Genomic DNA, 16,263 nt, shown 5'->3' with positions numbered 1-16,263 from the left:
AATCTTGGTATGTCTAGTCTTAGCCAGCCTTGGGAACTCAGTAATGGGGAAGTGTTCGGTAGTTTGAGCTTTTCTTTTACGAAAAGAAAACTAAAGGTGATATACTAAACATGTAAACGGTTACTTGGCTATTTGAAAGGACCTGGATATTATGAATCGGTTAAAAAATAAGATTGCAATTGTCACCGGTGGTACACAGGGTATTGGTAAAGGAATTGCCAAATGCTTTGTAAACGAAGGCGCTAAAGTTGTTATTACTTCCCCAACAGAAACCAAAGGGAAGAAGGCAGCTGATGAACTTGGTGAGAATGTGATTTACGTTAAACAGGACGTTTCAAAAGAAGATGACTGGAAAAATGTAATTTCTCAAACGCTTGATAAGTTTGGTGGACTGGACATTGTTGTTAACAATGCTGGTATTGCTCCAAAGTTGGTAAGTATTGATAAGGAAACATTGGAAGATTGGAACAAGGTTATTAGCGTTGATCTGACAGGAACTTTCTTAGGGGTTAAGCATGGCATGGCGACAATGGCTAAGAATGGTGGTGGATCAATTATTAACATTTCTTCTATTGAAGGTTTAATTGGTGCACCAACTGTCGGTCCTTATAATGCTGCTAAAGGTGGCGTTCGTCTCTTAACTAAATCCGCCGCACTGGATGCTACTACTAATAAGTACAATGTGCGGGTAAATTCTGTCCATCCTGGATATATTGATACCGATATTATTCCTGAAGACCAGAAGACTATGTATGGCAATTTAACGCCAATGGGTCATATTGGTACACCAGAGGATATTGGGATGCTTTGTGTATACTTGGCTTCAGATGAATCAAAGTTTGTTACTGGCTCCGAATTCGTTATTGATGGTGGCGTGACTGCAGAATAATGGAGGTCATTGATCATGAAACGAGCAATATACAACGGTGTAAGAAATATCTCGGTTGAGAATTATGAAAAACCAGAGATAACCGAGAAGGATATTCTAGTAAAAGTAATGCGTGATGGTATTTGTGGTTCGGATCTTCATGCTTACAATATTGGTGGGGATGAGATCGGAATTTTCAAGGGCGCTGCGATTGGTCATGAGTTTGTAGGTGAAGTTGTTGAAGTCGGTAGTAAAGTTGAAAAGATTAATGTCGGTGATCACGTCTTCATTAACCCCTCAGTTGCCAAATCCAAACCGGGAATGTTAGCAATGGCTGGCGGCCTATCTCAATTCGATTTAATTCAAAATGCCAAGTTAAACTTTAACGTATTTGAATTAGATAAAGACTTGAGCTGGGATCGAGCTGCTGTAATCGAACCTTATTCGGTAGGAATTCATGGTAAAAACTTGATAGATCCCAAGCCAACTAAGAATTATGTGGTTCTCGGTGCCGGTCCAGTTGGCTTAGGTGCAGCATCCGGTTTACGTGAGCAGGGATGCAAGAATGTTGTGATTGTTGATGTCGCAAAGAATCGGCTTTCCTTTGCAAAAGATGAATTACATATCGATACCTTAAACCCCAACGAAGTAGACTTGGCCAAAGAACTAGAAAAACGGTTTGGTACTGCACCTGGACTGTTAGGCGATCCACGATTAAACATTGATGCTTTTATTGACTGTGTTGGTTTGCCACAATACATGAATGACTTTATCGATAAGGCCAAGATGGATTCAAAGTTTGTTGTGGTTGCTTTGGGTGCTTCAGAAGTATCTTTTAAGCCTCAATTCTTGGCAATGAATGAGTTGAGCTTAGTTGGCTCTGCTATTTATAATGCTGATGATATTCTTGAAGCGATTAATAATGTTGAGAACCCGAGTAATAACTTTCCTGAAATTGTTTCTGTTCACTACCCAATTGAAAAAGTAACTGATGCTTTTGAACGGGCAAACAATGATAAAAATGTAATCAAAGTAATTATTGATGTGAATGATTAATAATAAGTAAAACAGAAGCCGATGAATTCCATCATCTTCTGTTTAATTGACTAAAATCCACTTTTTAAATCACTTTCCAATCTTGACTTTGTAACCCCAAACTTTTGCAAATACTCATATGGGTCGTGGTGATCACCCCAGAGGTGTTGGGTGACCCACAGATGTGATTTGATTCCACGGGTGCCACGACCACCTTGGTCAAGGGTGAGGGGGATGTTATATTTACCTGCCAAATCCCTTGCTAAAGCAACATAAGCCTGATAATCTTTTTGAAAAGTTTCATCATTATTTGTATGCGCTAGTTCAATCTGGACTGGCGCATTATTATTTGCTTCAATACCGGCACCCCAGGAAACGGTTCCGGGTTGCTTAATCTGATAAACTACGCCGCCATCTCCAACCACAAAGTTAGCGTATGCTTGATTCGAATTGGCAGTTCGTTGCATATAAGCCGCTGCTTGCTGGCCATTCGAGTTAGAGCCCACATCATGCAAAATAATATAAGAAGAATACGCTTGTTGGTTAGAACCTTGATTTGGGCTCAGTTCGTATTGGTAATTGACCTGGTAAGGCAATTCTTGGATTCCATTATGATTAAACCGATAATGAACACCGTTAATTGTCAGTGAGCCAGTGACCTTGTGTCTATTCCTGACGTAAGCCCAGTTTCGACCATCATAGTACCAACCTGAATGGTTAAAGGTCGTCTGATTCAGTTGACTAACGGTGACATAATGGACAGGTTGGTTTTCTCGTAAATGAGTAAAACTAAACACCACTGCAAATACGATTGCCAGGATGACACAACTAAAGATGATGATTAGTCTGTGTTGTTGCCGCTTTTTCTTGGTCAATTAGAAGGCTCCTTTCTCTGATGATAATGATTATATTGTAAGCTAATTAATTTATCGCTGACATTTAAGTTAACTTAAAATTAGTGTGATGCGTTCATTTTTTCGTTTATATATATTAGGCCAACCAGTAGGAGGAGATGACCATGGTCACAATTGATCATCGAGCGAAAAATATTGCTCAGCTTGAGGAAAAATGGCAAAGCCTGACAATTAAAGACGACACAATGTTCGGGATAGTGATGGAGAATCAGGATATTTGTCTGGAATTACTGCGTCGTATTTTACCAGAATTAGATATTAAATTAGATGTTTGAAAACGCAAATAAAAACTAGAAACTACTTAGTGCGCAAAAATGTTTTGACAAATATGTAGCAAAGTAACATAGATGAGCGCTTTGTTTAAGCTGATAAAGATAAATTGAATAAGTCCCAATAGTAAAGGGAGTTCCTGAATAACCAAGAACTCCCTTTATTTATCTAGAATTAGAATTTGAATCACTGGATCCTAGAACTTTTTATAACGTCTTTATTATATCGCGGGATCCTAACGAATGTAAAGCGCTTAATGCTTATTTGTCGAAATTATTACGAAGTAGGTCTAACGTAGTATTCTCGACGGTTTAAGAAATAATCTAAGTCGGTGATTTATATCTGTATAGCCATTAATCAAAGATGATTACTGGCTTGACCACTTTACCATTTTCAAAATCATTAAATGCTTGCTTAATATCTTTGAACTGGTAGAACTTCATTAACTTATCAATTGGGAATTTACCTTGTTGGTAGTAGCTAACTAATTTATTGATAAATAGTTGTGGAACTGCATCCCCTTCAATTAAACCGATCACTTGTTTTGATTCACCCATGATGTCCATCCCGGTCAAGTCAAGTGGTCCAGCAATCCCGATCAAATAAAGTTTACCGCCAGGCTTGAGCGAAGCCAGTTGTGACTTGATTAATGGTGTATAACCAGTTGAATCCACCGCATAATCTGGACCGTTTGGGACAATCTCTTTGATTGCTGCTGCAACATCATTTACTTGCGAAGTGTTAATGGTATCGGTTGCACCTAATTCTTTTGCTAATGCCAGTTTGTTGTCATTACGGTCAAGAATGATTAGATGGAACGGATTATAGAGGTGGGCAGCCATTAAAGCAGCCAGACCAACACCACCTGCACCAGCGACGACAATTGAACTCCCAAATTCCGGTTTAACACCATTGATAACCGTCCCGGCACCGGTTTGGAACCCACAGCCGAGAGGGCCAAGATACTTCAGGTCAACTGTTGGGTCTACTTTAACAACATTATGGATGTCTGCCACAATATGATCAGCTAATGATGACTGACCAAAGAAAGTATTGATATTGTGACCATCAATTGTATGAATTCGATGCGTGCCATCATAGTTAGTGCCACCGAAGCAAAGTTCATTCAAATGATCACATAATGCTGGATGCCCTGACAGACAGTGCTCGCAGTGACCACAATACCCAAATGAAACGACGACGTGGTCACCTGGTTTTACAGTCGAAACACCGGAACCAACCTTTTCGACAATACCAGCACCTTCATGACCCAAGGCAACAGGATAGGGAGCCATTCCCATATCACGACCAGCAATGTCGGTGTGGCAAATTCCAGTTGCAACCGTCTTAATTAAAACTTCATTGGCTTTAGGAGCATCTAGTTCAACCGTTTCAACTTCGATTGGTTGACCCTTTTGTGATGCAATCGTTGCGTTAATTTTCATGACAAAATCACTCGCTTTCTAAACGTAAAGAAACAAGAACCACTTTTATTTTATCATGTTAAGCTTTTAACAAAAATAATCGCTATAGAAACTAACTGCGATTCCTATAACGATTATTTATTTTTATAATTCCACTTTTGGTAATTCATCGACGAATTTCAAATAAGCTTCTTGCTCACCAGTTGCCGTTACATCAGCGTTATCTGCCATGACTTTTGCCTGATGGAGGGCACTTTCGTCAACTTCGATTTGGTAGGTGAAGGTTGCGTTACCAATCAGTTCAATCCAATAGGCATGGTCTTGATGGTGAACAATTGTCCGGACCTTCCCACCAGGATTGAAGACATCGATTGGTTGGTCAAAGTCACCTTGATCTGGGTGCGTCAAAGCAAAGGCCAGTGAGGTAGCGGACATTCCTGTCCCACAGGCATTTGTGAAACCAACGCCACGTTCAAAGGTCCGCACAAATAATTGGTTGCGGCCTAAGATCTTGGCAAAGTTAATATTGACGCCATCAGTGAAGTAGGGGTTATCACCGTTTAACCATTTTCCCAAGTTGCCCATGAATTCATCGGACAACTCACTTTTATCGTTCACAAAGCTAATTAGATGGGGATTAGGAACTGCAATGGTGGTGACCCGCAGACGTGGTGCGAGTTCCGGGACAAACTCGTCGATAATTCGCTCACGACCAAGATTCTCGAACGGTAGTGCTTGACGGTTAAACTTTACTGGTGAGATTTCGACCGCAAATGCGGGAATACCAGATGCCAAGTCTGGTTGGCGCCGCACCCGGAGACTGGCGTTCATGGTATCAACTTTAAATGAGTCCAGACCGTCCCGGGCAGCAACGTACCGGGCAACGGTTCGTAAGCCGTTGCCACACATGGAAGCTTCGCTGCCGTCCGCATTAATCACCCGCATTTGGGCTTGGGCACCGGGACGCACTGGTTTGTTTACCACTAAGACGCCATCCGCGCCACCCAGCAAGCCATGTTCATTATCCGTAATTTGCTGGGTTAATTTAACGAGTTCCGGGTCAGTTAATGGTTGATCTAATGTCGTTTGGTCCAGAATGAAAAAGGCGTTTTGTGAGCCGTGGACCTTTAATAATTCGGTCATGGTAAATCCTCCTTAGTTTGCGAAGAAGCGGTGATAAATGGCAGCAACTGCCGCATCAGCATCTTCATTGTAAGTGCCAATCATGATGGCAATGCGGGAAGCCCCTTGGTTAATCATCGGGACAGCAATGTGCTTTTCAGCTAATGGACTCAAAATATCATTGATGACACCTGTCCGGTTCTTCATCCCTTCACCAACTACCATGATAATGGCGTAATTGTTAATCCATTCAAGACGGTCGGGGTTGATTTCTTTTTGAATCTCATTGCAAATGGTATCAATTAACGAATCATTGATCTGGTTTTTATCTAGGATGATCGTAATATCATCAATCCCGGATGGCATATGTTCATAGGATACGTGGTGCCGCGCCAAGATTTGTAAAATACGCAAAGTAAAGCCTGATTGCTTGTTCAAGAGGTACTTGTGTAAGTAAATCGCGCCAAAGTGCTTACCAGAGACGATCCCGGTAATGATATCTGTTGGTTGGAATGATTGATCTGGGACGATCAGGGTACCCGGCTTTTCTGGGTGATTAGTGTTTTTCACATTAATTGGCACGTTTCCTTGAATCGCTGGAATTAATGCTTCGTCATGAAAGACGGAAAAACCAGCGTAGGATAATTCACGCATTTCCCGATAAGTCATCTTACTGATTGGTTGGGGATGGTCAATCACGTTCGGGTTCGCAGAGTAAATAGCATCTACGTCAGTAAAGTTCTCATACATATCAGCGTGTAACCCACGGGCTAAAATGGCACCTGTAATGTCAGAACCGCCCCGCGAGAAGGTTGCAATGTGGCCAGCCATTGTAATGCCGTAGAAGCCTGGGAAGACTAGTAATTCATTATCCGCATAAGTCAAGCGGTCTAGTAATGCATACGTTTCAGGGGAGACACTGGCATTGTTAGGAGTACCAGTTACCCGAATACCTGCTTCTTCCGGCGTTACTAAGCGGGCATTATGTCCAAGGTGATTTAATACGAGGGCCATCAGTTCCGCATTTAACCGTTCGCCATGGGCCTTAAAAGCTGCCATCAAGTAATGATCATTTGGATAGTCCTGTTTAGGGAGGGCTAACAGCCGCCCTTTGATGGATGCTAGCTGATCAGCGGGTAAGTGGAAATAATCCGCAATCGCTTGGTAGCGATTAAAGATCTGACTGACCAGTGTATTAGTATCTTCATCATTAATGACTGCTTTCGCATACTTAATTAAGAGGTCAGTAACCTTAATGTCACCATCATGCCGCTTGCCCGGTGCCGAGGTGACAGCAACCCGACGTTCTGGATCTGCCGTAATAATATTAATCGCGTGTTCATATTCAGGCCCATCGGCTAAGGATGAACCACCAAATTTTACAACCTTCATTCCAATTCTCCTTCTCACTTAATGGGATTCTCCCATAACATTTTAATCGAATTCTAACATGGATTAATAATTATGCAAAGGACTAATCCTTGAATAAGTAAGTGCAATGATAGGCAGACAAAAAATTTTAAAGAAAAAGCCAGCCTTTCATAGACTGGCAAAATAACTTATTTCATGTTTGTGATCAGGAAGAAAATGATGAAGATGAAGAAGAGCACATACATCATCGGTGAGACTTCCTTGTGACGCCGAGCCGCAATCATCGTGATTGGGTAGGCAATCATCCCCAAAGCTAACCCATCCGAAATCGAATAGGTAAGGGACATTCCGACCACGGTTAGGAAAGCAGGCAGGGCAACTTCGAAGTGGTCCCAATTAATGTACTTCAGGTTACCGGCCATCAGTACCCCCACGATCACCAACGCTGGAGCCGTGACTGTTGTGGGGATCACCGCCAACAATGGACTAAAGATCATGGAGATCAAGAAGAAGATTCCGACAAAGATGGCGGTTAAACCAGTTCGACCACCCATGGCAATCCCGGCACTTGATTCCACGGAAGTCCCCAGGGGAGCGGTTCCCATCAGTGCCCCTTCCACCATTGCGAGTGAATCGGAGAGGAAGGCGCGACCAATTCCCGGAATCTTACCGTTTTTGTCAACCATCCCTGCCTGTTGGCTCATCCCGATCAGCGTTCCAGCGGTATCAAAGAAGGTGACCAGCAAGAAGGTTAACACAACCATGAATAATTGCGGGGTGTTAATATCCGCAATGTGGAATGCAGCATGACCAAATGTTGGTGCCATACTTGGTGCCCCGGAGATGATATTGTGGGGCATTGGAATTTGACCAATAATAATGCCAAAGATGGCGGTCACAATCATCCCAATAAAGATGGAACCGGGAACCCGGGCTGCCATTAGAATAATGGTTAAGACTAACCCGAACAAAGTGATCCAGACTTGGGAATTATTAAATGAACCCAGGCCAACGAGGGATGATGAATTATTCACGATCAGCTTACCGTTTTGTAAACCGATGAACGCGATGAATAATCCAATTCCCGCCGAAATTGCGTACTTCATATCCGCTGGGATGGCGTTGACCACCATTTCCCGGAGCTTCAAGACAGTGATCAAAATGAACAGGAACGAAGCCACGAGGACTGCGGCCAGCGCCGTTTGCCAATTAATGTGCATCCCAATAACAACGTTGTAGGCAAAAAAGGCGGCCGACCCTAATGTTGGAGCCAGGGCGACTGGGTAGTTGGCAATGAATCCCATTAAGAAACATCCCACGGCGGTCGCAACAGCGGTCACCGTGAAGGCTGCACCTTTGTCAATTCCTGCCGCATGCAAAATGTTAGGGTTAACAAATAGGATGTAGGAGAGGCTGACAAAGGTGGTTAATGCGGCGATTAACTCCCGTTTGACAGTGGTATGAGCATCCTCAAGATGAAAAACTCGATTTAAAGTATCCATGTTTTTCTAAATCCTCCGTCAAAATATTTAGTTGTAAAAGACCTATGCCTGATAGTGTATCACATTCGACTGTCATGAGGGCATTAAGTTGGGTATTCAATTAATTGAATAAATAAGATGAGATCAAAATTAGAAAAGTTAAGGAATGAGCTTGACATTCTCATATAGTTTTTCTATCATATTCATAAATCGAAGAGGCGCAACCAACACAAGTAAACTGATGGAGCTTGGCCAGGCCGGGAAGTCAGCGGAACAGGGCGGTTGCCGAAGCGTCTAGTTTGGCCCGACTAGGTAGCTGGGGCGTGGGTGAATAACTCACGGACTGTCGCAGGACAATAACAGCCTGCGGTGCGCTATCGACAAATCAGAACGGATATTTGAAATGCATCCACTGTTTGTTTCGCGCAAATAGTGGATTTTTTATTAGCGTTGCCCCGTGATTAGTTTGGAGGAATTGGAATGAATGAACAATTAACCGCTGCGGACATTAACGAAGCTGGCCATTTACAAATTGGTGGGGTGGATAGCATCGAACTGGCTCACCGGTTTGGCACGCCTCTAGTGGTCTATGATGTCAGCAGGATTCGTCATCAAATTCAAGCCTTTCGGCACGTTTTTGAAGAAAATCACGTTGATTATGCTGTTTCATATGCTAGTAAGGCATTCGCGGCAGTAGCGATGTATCAGGTTGCTGCTACAGAAGGTGCGCATGTCGATGTCGTATCAGCAGGGGAACTTTATACGGCACTCAAGGCCGGTTTCCCAATGGAAGATGTTAGTTTCCATGGCAACAACAAGTCGCGGCAGGAATTGGAAATGGCTGTTGACCATCACGTGGGGACGATCATGCTGGATAACTTCCACGAAATTGACCTATTAAATGAAGTGTTAACTGCCAAGAATAGTTCCATTGACGTCATGCTCCGGATCACCCCGGGGATTTCTGCCCATACTAATAAGTACATTCAAACCGGGCAGGTTGATTCTAAGTTTGGCTTTGATCTGGGCTCCGGACAAGCGGATGAAGCTCTCCAAAAGGTACTCGCTAATCCGCGGATGAAGATGCGTGGCCTTCACGCCCACATTGGTTCACAGATTTTCGAACTAGCTGGTTTTGAAGGAGTGGCAAAGAAGTTGATGGAGGTTGCCGCTCATTGGAAGCATGACTTCGACTATGAAGCTGAAGTAGTTAACGTTGGTGGTGGGTTTGGTATTCGTTATACGAAAGACGATCACCCACTGAAGCCGGAAGAGTTTGTGGATGCCATCATCAAGGCAATCAAACAAGAAGCTACTAACTTAAACCTGAAGACACCGGCAATTTGGATTGAACCAGGCCGTTCCATTGTTGGTCCGGCTGGTTACAACCTGTACACGGTTGGCTCACGCAAGGACGTTCCAGGATTGAAACCGTACCTGGCAGTTGATGGGGGAATGGGTGACAACATTCGGCCGGCCCTTTACCAAGCAAAATACGAAACGGTGCTTGCTTCTAATCCGGCAGCGCCATTGACGGAACACGTGCGGATCGCCGGAAAGTACTGTGAATCCGGTGATATTCTGGCGCAGGACCAAGCATTACCAGCAACGAAGCCGGGCGATGTTCTCGCAATGTTAGATACGGGAGCCTATGGCTATTCCATGGCATCTAACTACAACCGGAACCCGCGGCCAGCAGTGGTCTTTGTCGAAAATGGCCAAGCTCAATTAGTAATCAAACGGGAATCGTTAGACGACCTTGTATCTCTCGACCTCCCCTACAACGAAAATTAACATTATATATAAGAAGAAAGAAGCGATTGTAATGGCAAAATTAGATGCCCAAGAAATTATTAAATACATCGGTAACGCTCCTAAGAAGACCCCGGTTAAGGTCTTTCTCAAGGGTAAGTTAAATCAAATTCATTTCCCTGCTGATGTGCAAACCTTTGTTAATGATCAGACCGGTGTAATCTTTGGCGATTGGAAGCAAGTTCAACCACTCTTAAAGGACAATGCTGCATTAATTGATGATTACCATATTGAAAATGATGCTCGTAACTCCGCTGTTCCTTTGTTGGACCTGAAGAACATCAATGCACGGATTGAACCTGGCGCAACCATTCGTGACCAAGTTCTGATCGGTGACAATGCTGTGATTATGATGGGGGCCACCATTAATATTGGTGCCGAAATCGGTGAAGGCTCCATGATTGATATGGGAGCCATTCTCGGCGGTCGTGCCATTGTTGGTAAACATTGCCACATTGGTGCGGGGACTGTCTTAGCTGGGGTTGTTGAACCGGCTTCAGCTAAACCAGTGCGAATTGACGATAATGTCTTGATTGGTGCCAATGCCGTTGTCATCGAAGGATGCCACGTTGGTGAAGGTGCCGTGGTTGCAGCAGGAGCAATTGTTACCCATGATGTGGCTCCTCACACAGTTGTCGCCGGGGTGCCTGCTAAGTTTGTTAAGAATGTTGATGCCAAAACCGACAGTAAGACGGGCCTGGAAGACGACTTACGGAAATTATAGGAGTAGCGAATGTTAAGTGAACAAGAATTAATTCAAATTCGGCGCCACCTTCACCAAATTCCAGAGTTGGCTCTCCATGAACATGAGACCCACGATTACCTTTTGCAGGTCGTCCGGGAGATGAACCAAGACCATTTGGAAGTCCGGGAACCGGAAGCAATGCCGACAGCCTTGATGGTCCTGGTCCACGGGACTGATCCGCAACGAACGGTCGGTTATCGAACTGACATCGATGCTTTACCGGTTGAAGAACAAACTGGGTTACCGTATGCTTCTCATCATCCTGGGGTAATGCATGCTTGTGGTCATGATATTCATATGACCGTTGCCCTCGGTGTTTTATCCTACTTTGCAGATCACCAACCCAAAGATAATTTACTGTTCTTCTTCCAACCAGCGGAAGAGAGCGAGAGTGGCGGTAAACAGTCCTATGAAAAAGGGTTGTTTAGTGGCAAGTGGAAGCCCGATGAGTTTTATGGCTTGCATGATAATCCTGACTTACCCGCTGGCGCCATTGGTTGTCGGATGGGAACGTTGTTTGCTGGGACAACCGAAGTTAACATTGATTTGAATGGTAAGGGTGGTCATGCCGCCTATCCGCAAGATGCCAATGATACCGTGGTGGCGGCGGCAGCGCTGATTATGCAAATTCAAACGATCATTTCCCGTAGCATTGACCCGATTCAAAGCGGGGTTATCACACTAGGGAAGATCTCTGGTGGGACGATTCGGAACGTCATCACTGGCCATACCAGAATTGAAGGGACGATCCGCGGCTTGACGCAGAAAATGATTGAGCAGATCGATGAACGTTTGAAAAATGTGTGTGAAGGGGTTGGCCGTTCGTATAATATGGACATTCAACTTAACCTTAACCAAGGTGGCTATTGGCCGGTTGAAAACAACCCGGCATTAACCAAACGCTTTATTAAATATATGAAGAGCGCGCCTAACGTGAATTTTGTTGAAACAGCACCAGCCATGACCGGCGAGGACTTCGGTTACTTACTGGCCAAGTTCCCGGGAACAATGTTCTGGTTGGGAGTTGATGATGATTCGCAGTTGCACTCCGCAACATTGACACCAAAAGAAAGTGCTATTCAGCGCGGTGTTGATGCAATTACTGGTTTTCTAGAAGCACGAATGAAAGATTAATTTGGAGGAATTGAAATGACTAATTTAGCAAATGCTGATTTACTGACAGCGATCGTAACACCCTTTGATGAAGATAATCATATTAATTTTGATGCCCTTGAGAAGCTGACTAACCGTTTAATTGATGGCGGTTGTAACGGCTTTGTCATTGGGGGAACGACTGGTGAAACGCCAGAATTAACTCATGACGAAAAGATTGAACTCTATACTCGTTTTGCGGAAATCATTGATGGTCGAGTTCCGGTTATTGCGGGTACCGGGAGTAACAATCCAACTGAAACAATTGAACTGACCAATGAAGTGGCCAAGATCAATGGGGTTGACTACGCCTTAGTTGTTGTTCCACCTTACAACAAGCCAAACCAGCGGGGTATGCTGGCCCACTTTACCAAGGTTGCTGATTCAGTTAATATTCCGATTATCATTTACAACATCCCTGGCCGGACTGGTTCTAAGATGGCTCCTGAAACGGTTGTTAAGTTATCTCAACATCCTAACATTGCTGGTGTTAAGCAATGCACGCCACTTGACGAATTGCAATACGTCGTTGAACATTCCGCTGATGACTTCTGCGTCTTCACTGGTGAAGATGCCCAAGCATTAACTGCCCGTGTTCTTGGTGCCAATGGGGTTATCTCCGTTGCTTCTCACCTTTATGTCAAGCAAATGCGGCAAATGCTGAACGCTTTATATGATGGTGACTTCCAATTTGCTGGTAAGCTTCAACGGTGGTTAACTCCTCGGATGGCTGCTTGCTTCATGTACCCATCACCATCACCTGTAAAGGCGGTTTTGAATGCCCAGGGTCTGCATGCTGGTTCATGCCGTCTACCAATCATGGACTTGAACGCCGACGAACAGCATGCATTGGAAGCAGCTTTAGACTTGCCAGCTGATTCATTAGCTAACCATACTTTGCCACTTGACCTGTAAAGTGAGGCGAATAGCAATGACAAAAGTTTTAATTGCTGGTGCTGCCGGCGCAATGGGTCAAAAGGCTGTTCAATTAGTTAATTCCATGGATGATATGCAGTTAACAGCGGTCTTGGCGCCCCACTTAGCTGACAATCAACGCACTGCTAACCACCTTGCAGACAATGTCGCTATCTATCATGCCCTGGATGACGTTCAAGAAGGAGTCGCCAATATCTGGTTGGACTTTACTGTTCCGTCTGCTGTCTATGACAATGTCAAGTTTGCTTTGCAACATAACTTTATGCCTGTTGTTGGAACGACTGGACTGACTGATGATCAAGAGAAAGAATTAATCGAATTTAGTGAGAATAAGCACCTGGGTGGACTGATTGCTCCTAATTTTGGTATGTCTGCTGTCTTACTAATGAAGTTTGCTAAGAAAGCAGCGCAATACTTCCCAGACGTGGAAATTATCGAAATGCACCATGCTGACAAGAAGGACGCGCCATCAGGGACCGCACTATCAACGGCCAAATTAATTGATCAAGTTCGGCCAAGCCATCAAACAAGTCCTGATGAGACGGAAACTTTGGCAAATGTTCGTGGGGGTGACTACCACGGTATTAAGATTCATTCTGTTCGCTTACCAGGCTATATTGCACATGAACAAGTGCTATTCGGTGGGGCTGGTGAAGCATTGACCATTCGCCAAGATTCATTTGATCGGCAATCATTTATGTCTGGAGTAAAGGTTGCTTTGCAAAAAGTAGCTACCCTTGATCACATGGTTGTTGGTTTGGAACAAATCCTGTAAGAGGTGACTAATATGCCTGAATTACCATCAGCATTGCAAAACATTGTTAACCAACGGGTGGATGCTTTACCACCTGCTCAAATCCGGGCCTTTGATGACGAGATCTCTGCCATCCCCGGAATCGTCAAATTGACGTTAGGCGAACCAGATTTCAACGTTCCCGAACACGTTAAGCAAGCAGCCATTAAGAGCATTGAAGATAATGACTCTCATTATTCTGCAGCCCGTGGCGATTTACCCTTACGACAAGCAATCAGTAAGTACTTACAGCGGACACGCCACGTTTCCTATGACCCCGCTAGTGAAGTAATCGTCACGATTGGGGCCACCGAGGCAATTACCGCCACTTCATTTGCCCTGTTCAATCCGGGTGATAAGGTGATTGTGCCAACGCCAACCTTTTCACTGTACTTCCCAGTCATTGCTTTAACGGGAGCAGAACCAGTCAAAGTGGACACTTCGGACGATGGCTTCTTATTAACACCAGAACGCTTGGAAAAGTTGATTGCCAAGTACGGTGATTCCGTCAAGGCGGTCTTATTAAACTATCCAAATAACCCCACTGGCCGGTGCTACAGCAAGGAAGAGCTCCAGGCTTTAGCAGCTGTTCTGAAGAAACACCAGCTTCTCGGGATTGTCGACGAGATTTACTCTGATTTGATTTATGATCGGCCATTCTACTCGTTAGCCGAAGCTTTGCCAGATCAGACCATCGTCATTTCGGGGCTGTCTAAGTCGCATGCGATGACTGGTTGGCGGTTAGGATACGTTGCCGCACCACAGCAACTTATTAGCCAGATTTCAAAGATGCACTCATTCATGGTTACGGCGCCAAATGATACTGCGCAAGCCGCTGCCCTGGAAGCATTTGAACATGGGCAAGACGACCCAGTTGAATTCCGCGCCCACTACCAAAAACGTCGTGACAAGTTGGCTGCCGCGATGAAGGAGATGGGCTTCCACATTGCTGTTCCGGACGGGGCCTTCTACATTTTTGCGGACATCCCAGCAAAGTATGGGGATGACGACTTCCAATTTGCCCGTGATTTGGCCCACCAAGCTAAAGTTGGTGTCATCCCTGGTCATGCTTTTGGACCTGGTGGTGAAGGACATATCCGGCTGTCATATGCCGCTTCAGACGACGATATTGATCAAGTAATCGAACGACTGCGTCCTTTTATGGCACAGTTTAACTAATAGTCAGGAGGCTCATTTAATGAGTGAAAAATTAAAAGTTGGTGTTATTGGTGCTACGGGGATGGTTGGTCAACGTTATGTGACTTTACTTGCTAATCACCCGTGGTTCCAGGTAACCGTTGTTGCGGCCAGTAAGCATAGTGCTGGTCAAAAGTATGGTGAATCAGTTAAGGATCGCTGGAAGATGGGCGATACCCCAATTCCCGATGATGTGAAGGATTTAACCATCCTGGATGCAGAGGATGTCGATGCTGTTGCTTCCCAAGTTGATTTTGTCTTCTCTGCTATTAATCTTGATAAGGCTGATACGCGAAAGCTGGAAGACGAATACGCTAAGCATGAAACTCCGGTGGTTTCCAACAATAGTGCTCACCGCTGGACTCCTGATGTGCCAATGGTTGTACCCGAAATTAACCCGGACCACATTGACATCATTAAGTACCAACGGGAACGGTTAGGAACGAAGAAGGGCTTTGTGGCGGTTAAGCCAAATTGTTCCATTCAAAGCTACACCCCAGCAATTGCAGCATGGCAAAAGTTCGAACCAACCCAAGTCTTGGCATGTACTTACCAGGCGATTTCTGGTGCCGGGAAGACGCTCGAAACTGCTCCAGAAATTCAAAACAATGTTATTCCATATATCCCAGGTGAAGAAGCCAAGTCTGAAGATGAGCCATTAAAGATCTTTGGTCATATTGACCCGGCAACCAAGCAGATCGTCAAGGCTGATTCGCCAGTAATTACTAGTCAATGTCTGCGGGTTCCTGTTCTATATGGACACACGGTCGCTACCTTCATTAACTTCAAGCAGAATCCAAGTAAGGAAGACTTGATTAAAGCGTTGGAAGACTACAGTGGGGTACCGCAAGAACTTAAATTGCCGAGTGCGCCAAAGCAGTTCATTCAATATCTCACTGATGATTTCCGTCCACAAGTCCGTTACGATGTCAACTTTGAGCACGGTATGGGAATTTCCATTGGTCGGCTTCGTCCTGATAAGATCTTTGACTGGAAGTTTATTGGTCTGTCTCACAACACCGCTCGTGGCGCTGCTGGTGGTGCGATTGAATTGGCTGAATTACTGAAGGCTAAGGGCTATATTACGAAGAAATAAAATTCAGTGTAAAAAAATTACCTCAATCATTCATTACGAATGACTGA

At 44.4% G+C, this 16,263-nt stretch carries 15 protein-coding genes and 1 riboswitch; of the genes, 10 read left to right on the top strand and 5 right to left on the bottom strand.

All coding sequences use genetic code 11. From position 1 onward, the window contains the following. Positions 1-151 precede the first annotated feature (151 nt). Positions 152-889 carry a glucose 1-dehydrogenase gene (locus tag FD27_RS05750; protein ID WP_057750880.1) on the top strand — a complete coding sequence of 246 codons (738 nt, stop codon included), beginning with the start codon at positions 152-154 and terminating at the stop codon, positions 887-889. A 15-nt stretch (positions 890-904) separates the two neighbouring features. Beyond that, entirely contained in the window at positions 905-1,924 is a 1,020-nt protein-coding gene (locus tag FD27_RS05745; RefSeq protein ID WP_083482694.1) for a zinc-dependent alcohol dehydrogenase, read from the top strand. A gap of 50 nt (positions 1,925-1,974) precedes the next feature. Here the strand turns inward: FD27_RS05745 and FD27_RS05740 are convergent, their stop codons facing one another. Beyond that, positions 1,975-2,778: an N-acetylmuramoyl-L-alanine amidase gene (locus FD27_RS05740; protein ID WP_057750873.1), complete on the bottom strand. Its 804-nt coding sequence runs from the start codon at positions 2,776-2,778 to the stop codon at positions 1,975-1,977. A gap of 143 nt (positions 2,779-2,921) precedes the next feature. On the opposite strand from FD27_RS05740, the gene FD27_RS08705 reads away from it, so the two are divergent. Beyond that, positions 2,922-3,092 (top strand): hypothetical protein, encoded by a 171-nt coding sequence (locus FD27_RS08705; protein WP_157055085.1) that lies wholly within the window; start codon positions 2,922-2,924, stop codon positions 3,090-3,092. Positions 3,093-3,440: 348 nt separating this feature from the next. Here FD27_RS08705 and FD27_RS05735 read toward each other — a convergent pair whose 3' ends face one another. The 4 genes from FD27_RS05735 to FD27_RS05720 form a co-directional block, all read right to left on the bottom strand. Continuing rightward, positions 3,441-4,532, bottom strand: a complete 1,092-nt coding sequence (locus tag FD27_RS05735) for an NAD(P)-dependent alcohol dehydrogenase (protein ID WP_057750871.1) — start codon at positions 4,530-4,532, stop codon at positions 3,441-3,443. A gap of 123 nt (positions 4,533-4,655) precedes the next feature. Beyond that, positions 4,656-5,654: a diaminopimelate epimerase gene (gene dapF / locus FD27_RS05730; RefSeq protein ID WP_057750868.1), complete on the bottom strand. Its 999-nt coding sequence runs from the start codon at positions 5,652-5,654 to the stop codon at positions 4,656-4,658. Between the two features lie 12 nt (positions 5,655-5,666). Beyond that, positions 5,667-7,025 (bottom strand): aspartate kinase, encoded by a 1,359-nt coding sequence (locus FD27_RS05725; RefSeq protein WP_057750864.1) that lies wholly within the window; start codon positions 7,023-7,025, stop codon positions 5,667-5,669. A gap of 167 nt (positions 7,026-7,192) precedes the next feature. After that, positions 7,193-8,506: an NCS2 family permease gene (locus FD27_RS05720; protein ID WP_057750861.1), complete on the bottom strand. Its 1,314-nt coding sequence runs from the start codon at positions 8,504-8,506 to the stop codon at positions 7,193-7,195. 184 nt (positions 8,507-8,690) lie between these two features. Continuing rightward, positions 8,691-8,870: riboswitch (Lysine riboswitch) on the top strand. A 95-nt stretch (positions 8,871-8,965) separates the two neighbouring features. Between FD27_RS05720 and lysA the strand changes: the two genes are divergently transcribed. Genes lysA through asd form a run of 7 tightly spaced genes read left to right on the top strand, consistent with a single transcriptional unit; the run spans position 8,966 to position 16,216 of the window. Further along, a complete protein-coding gene (gene lysA / locus FD27_RS05715) occupies positions 8,966-10,279 on the top strand; it encodes a diaminopimelate decarboxylase (RefSeq protein ID WP_057750858.1) in 1,314 nt (437 codons plus the stop codon). 31 nt (positions 10,280-10,310) lie between these two features. Further along, positions 10,311-11,021 (top strand): 2,3,4,5-tetrahydropyridine-2,6-dicarboxylate N-acetyltransferase, encoded by a 711-nt coding sequence (gene dapD / locus FD27_RS05710; protein WP_057750855.1) that lies wholly within the window; start codon positions 10,311-10,313, stop codon positions 11,019-11,021. Positions 11,022-11,030: 9 nt separating this feature from the next. Next, positions 11,031-12,176: an N-acetyldiaminopimelate deacetylase gene (locus FD27_RS05705; RefSeq protein WP_057750850.1), complete on the top strand. Its 1,146-nt coding sequence runs from the start codon at positions 11,031-11,033 to the stop codon at positions 12,174-12,176. 15 nt (positions 12,177-12,191) lie between these two features. Continuing rightward, a complete protein-coding gene (dapA, locus tag FD27_RS05700; RefSeq protein ID WP_057750847.1) occupies positions 12,192-13,109 on the top strand; it encodes a 4-hydroxy-tetrahydrodipicolinate synthase in 918 nt (305 codons plus the stop codon). Between the two features lie 16 nt (positions 13,110-13,125). Continuing rightward, entirely contained in the window at positions 13,126-13,905 is a 780-nt protein-coding gene (gene dapB, locus FD27_RS05695) for a 4-hydroxy-tetrahydrodipicolinate reductase (protein WP_057750844.1), read from the top strand. 12 nt (positions 13,906-13,917) lie between these two features. Then, positions 13,918-15,102, top strand: coding sequence for an aminotransferase class I/II-fold pyridoxal phosphate-dependent enzyme (locus tag FD27_RS05690; protein ID WP_057750841.1), 1,185 nt, complete (start codon positions 13,918-13,920; stop codon positions 15,100-15,102). Positions 15,103-15,121: 19 nt separating this feature from the next. After that, positions 15,122-16,216, top strand: a complete 1,095-nt coding sequence (asd, locus tag FD27_RS05685; RefSeq protein ID WP_057750838.1) for an aspartate-semialdehyde dehydrogenase — start codon at positions 15,122-15,124, stop codon at positions 16,214-16,216. Positions 16,217-16,263: the final 47 nt, after the last annotated feature.

The organism is Limosilactobacillus frumenti DSM 13145 (genome assembly GCF_001436045.1).
Taxonomy (GTDB): domain Bacteria; phylum Bacillota; class Bacilli; order Lactobacillales; family Lactobacillaceae; genus Limosilactobacillus; species Limosilactobacillus frumenti.
Note: the sequence above shows the minus strand (reverse complement) of the source record. Positions and strands in the feature narration are given on the sequence as shown.

Coding starts and splice junctions, on each gene's coding strand:
- FD27_RS05750 (WP_057750880.1), top strand. CDS start 152: ATGAATCGGTTAAAAAATAAGATTGCAATTGTCACCGGTGGTACACAG.
- FD27_RS05745 (WP_083482694.1), top strand. CDS start 905: ATGAAACGAGCAATATACAACGGTGTAAGAAATATCTCGGTTGAGAAT.
- FD27_RS08705 (WP_157055085.1), top strand. CDS start 2,922: ATGGTCACAATTGATCATCGAGCGAAAAATATTGCTCAGCTTGAGGAA.
- FD27_RS05735 (WP_057750871.1), bottom strand. CDS start 4,532: ATGAAAATTAACGCAACGATTGCATCACAAAAGGGTCAACCAATCGAA.
- dapF (WP_057750868.1), bottom strand. CDS start 5,654: ATGACCGAATTATTAAAGGTCCACGGCTCACAAAACGCCTTTTTCATT.
- FD27_RS05725 (WP_057750864.1), bottom strand. CDS start 7,025: ATGAAGGTTGTAAAATTTGGTGGTTCATCCTTAGCCGATGGGCCTGAA.
- FD27_RS05720 (WP_057750861.1), bottom strand. CDS start 8,506: ATGGATACTTTAAATCGAGTTTTTCATCTTGAGGATGCTCATACCACT.
- lysA (WP_057750858.1), top strand. CDS start 8,966: ATGAATGAACAATTAACCGCTGCGGACATTAACGAAGCTGGCCATTTA.
- dapD (WP_057750855.1), top strand. CDS start 10,311: ATGGCAAAATTAGATGCCCAAGAAATTATTAAATACATCGGTAACGCT.
- FD27_RS05705 (WP_057750850.1), top strand. CDS start 11,031: ATGTTAAGTGAACAAGAATTAATTCAAATTCGGCGCCACCTTCACCAA.
- dapA (WP_057750847.1), top strand. CDS start 12,192: ATGACTAATTTAGCAAATGCTGATTTACTGACAGCGATCGTAACACCC.
- dapB (WP_057750844.1), top strand. CDS start 13,126: ATGACAAAAGTTTTAATTGCTGGTGCTGCCGGCGCAATGGGTCAAAAG.
- FD27_RS05690 (WP_057750841.1), top strand. CDS start 13,918: ATGCCTGAATTACCATCAGCATTGCAAAACATTGTTAACCAACGGGTG.
- asd (WP_057750838.1), top strand. CDS start 15,122: ATGAGTGAAAAATTAAAAGTTGGTGTTATTGGTGCTACGGGGATGGTT.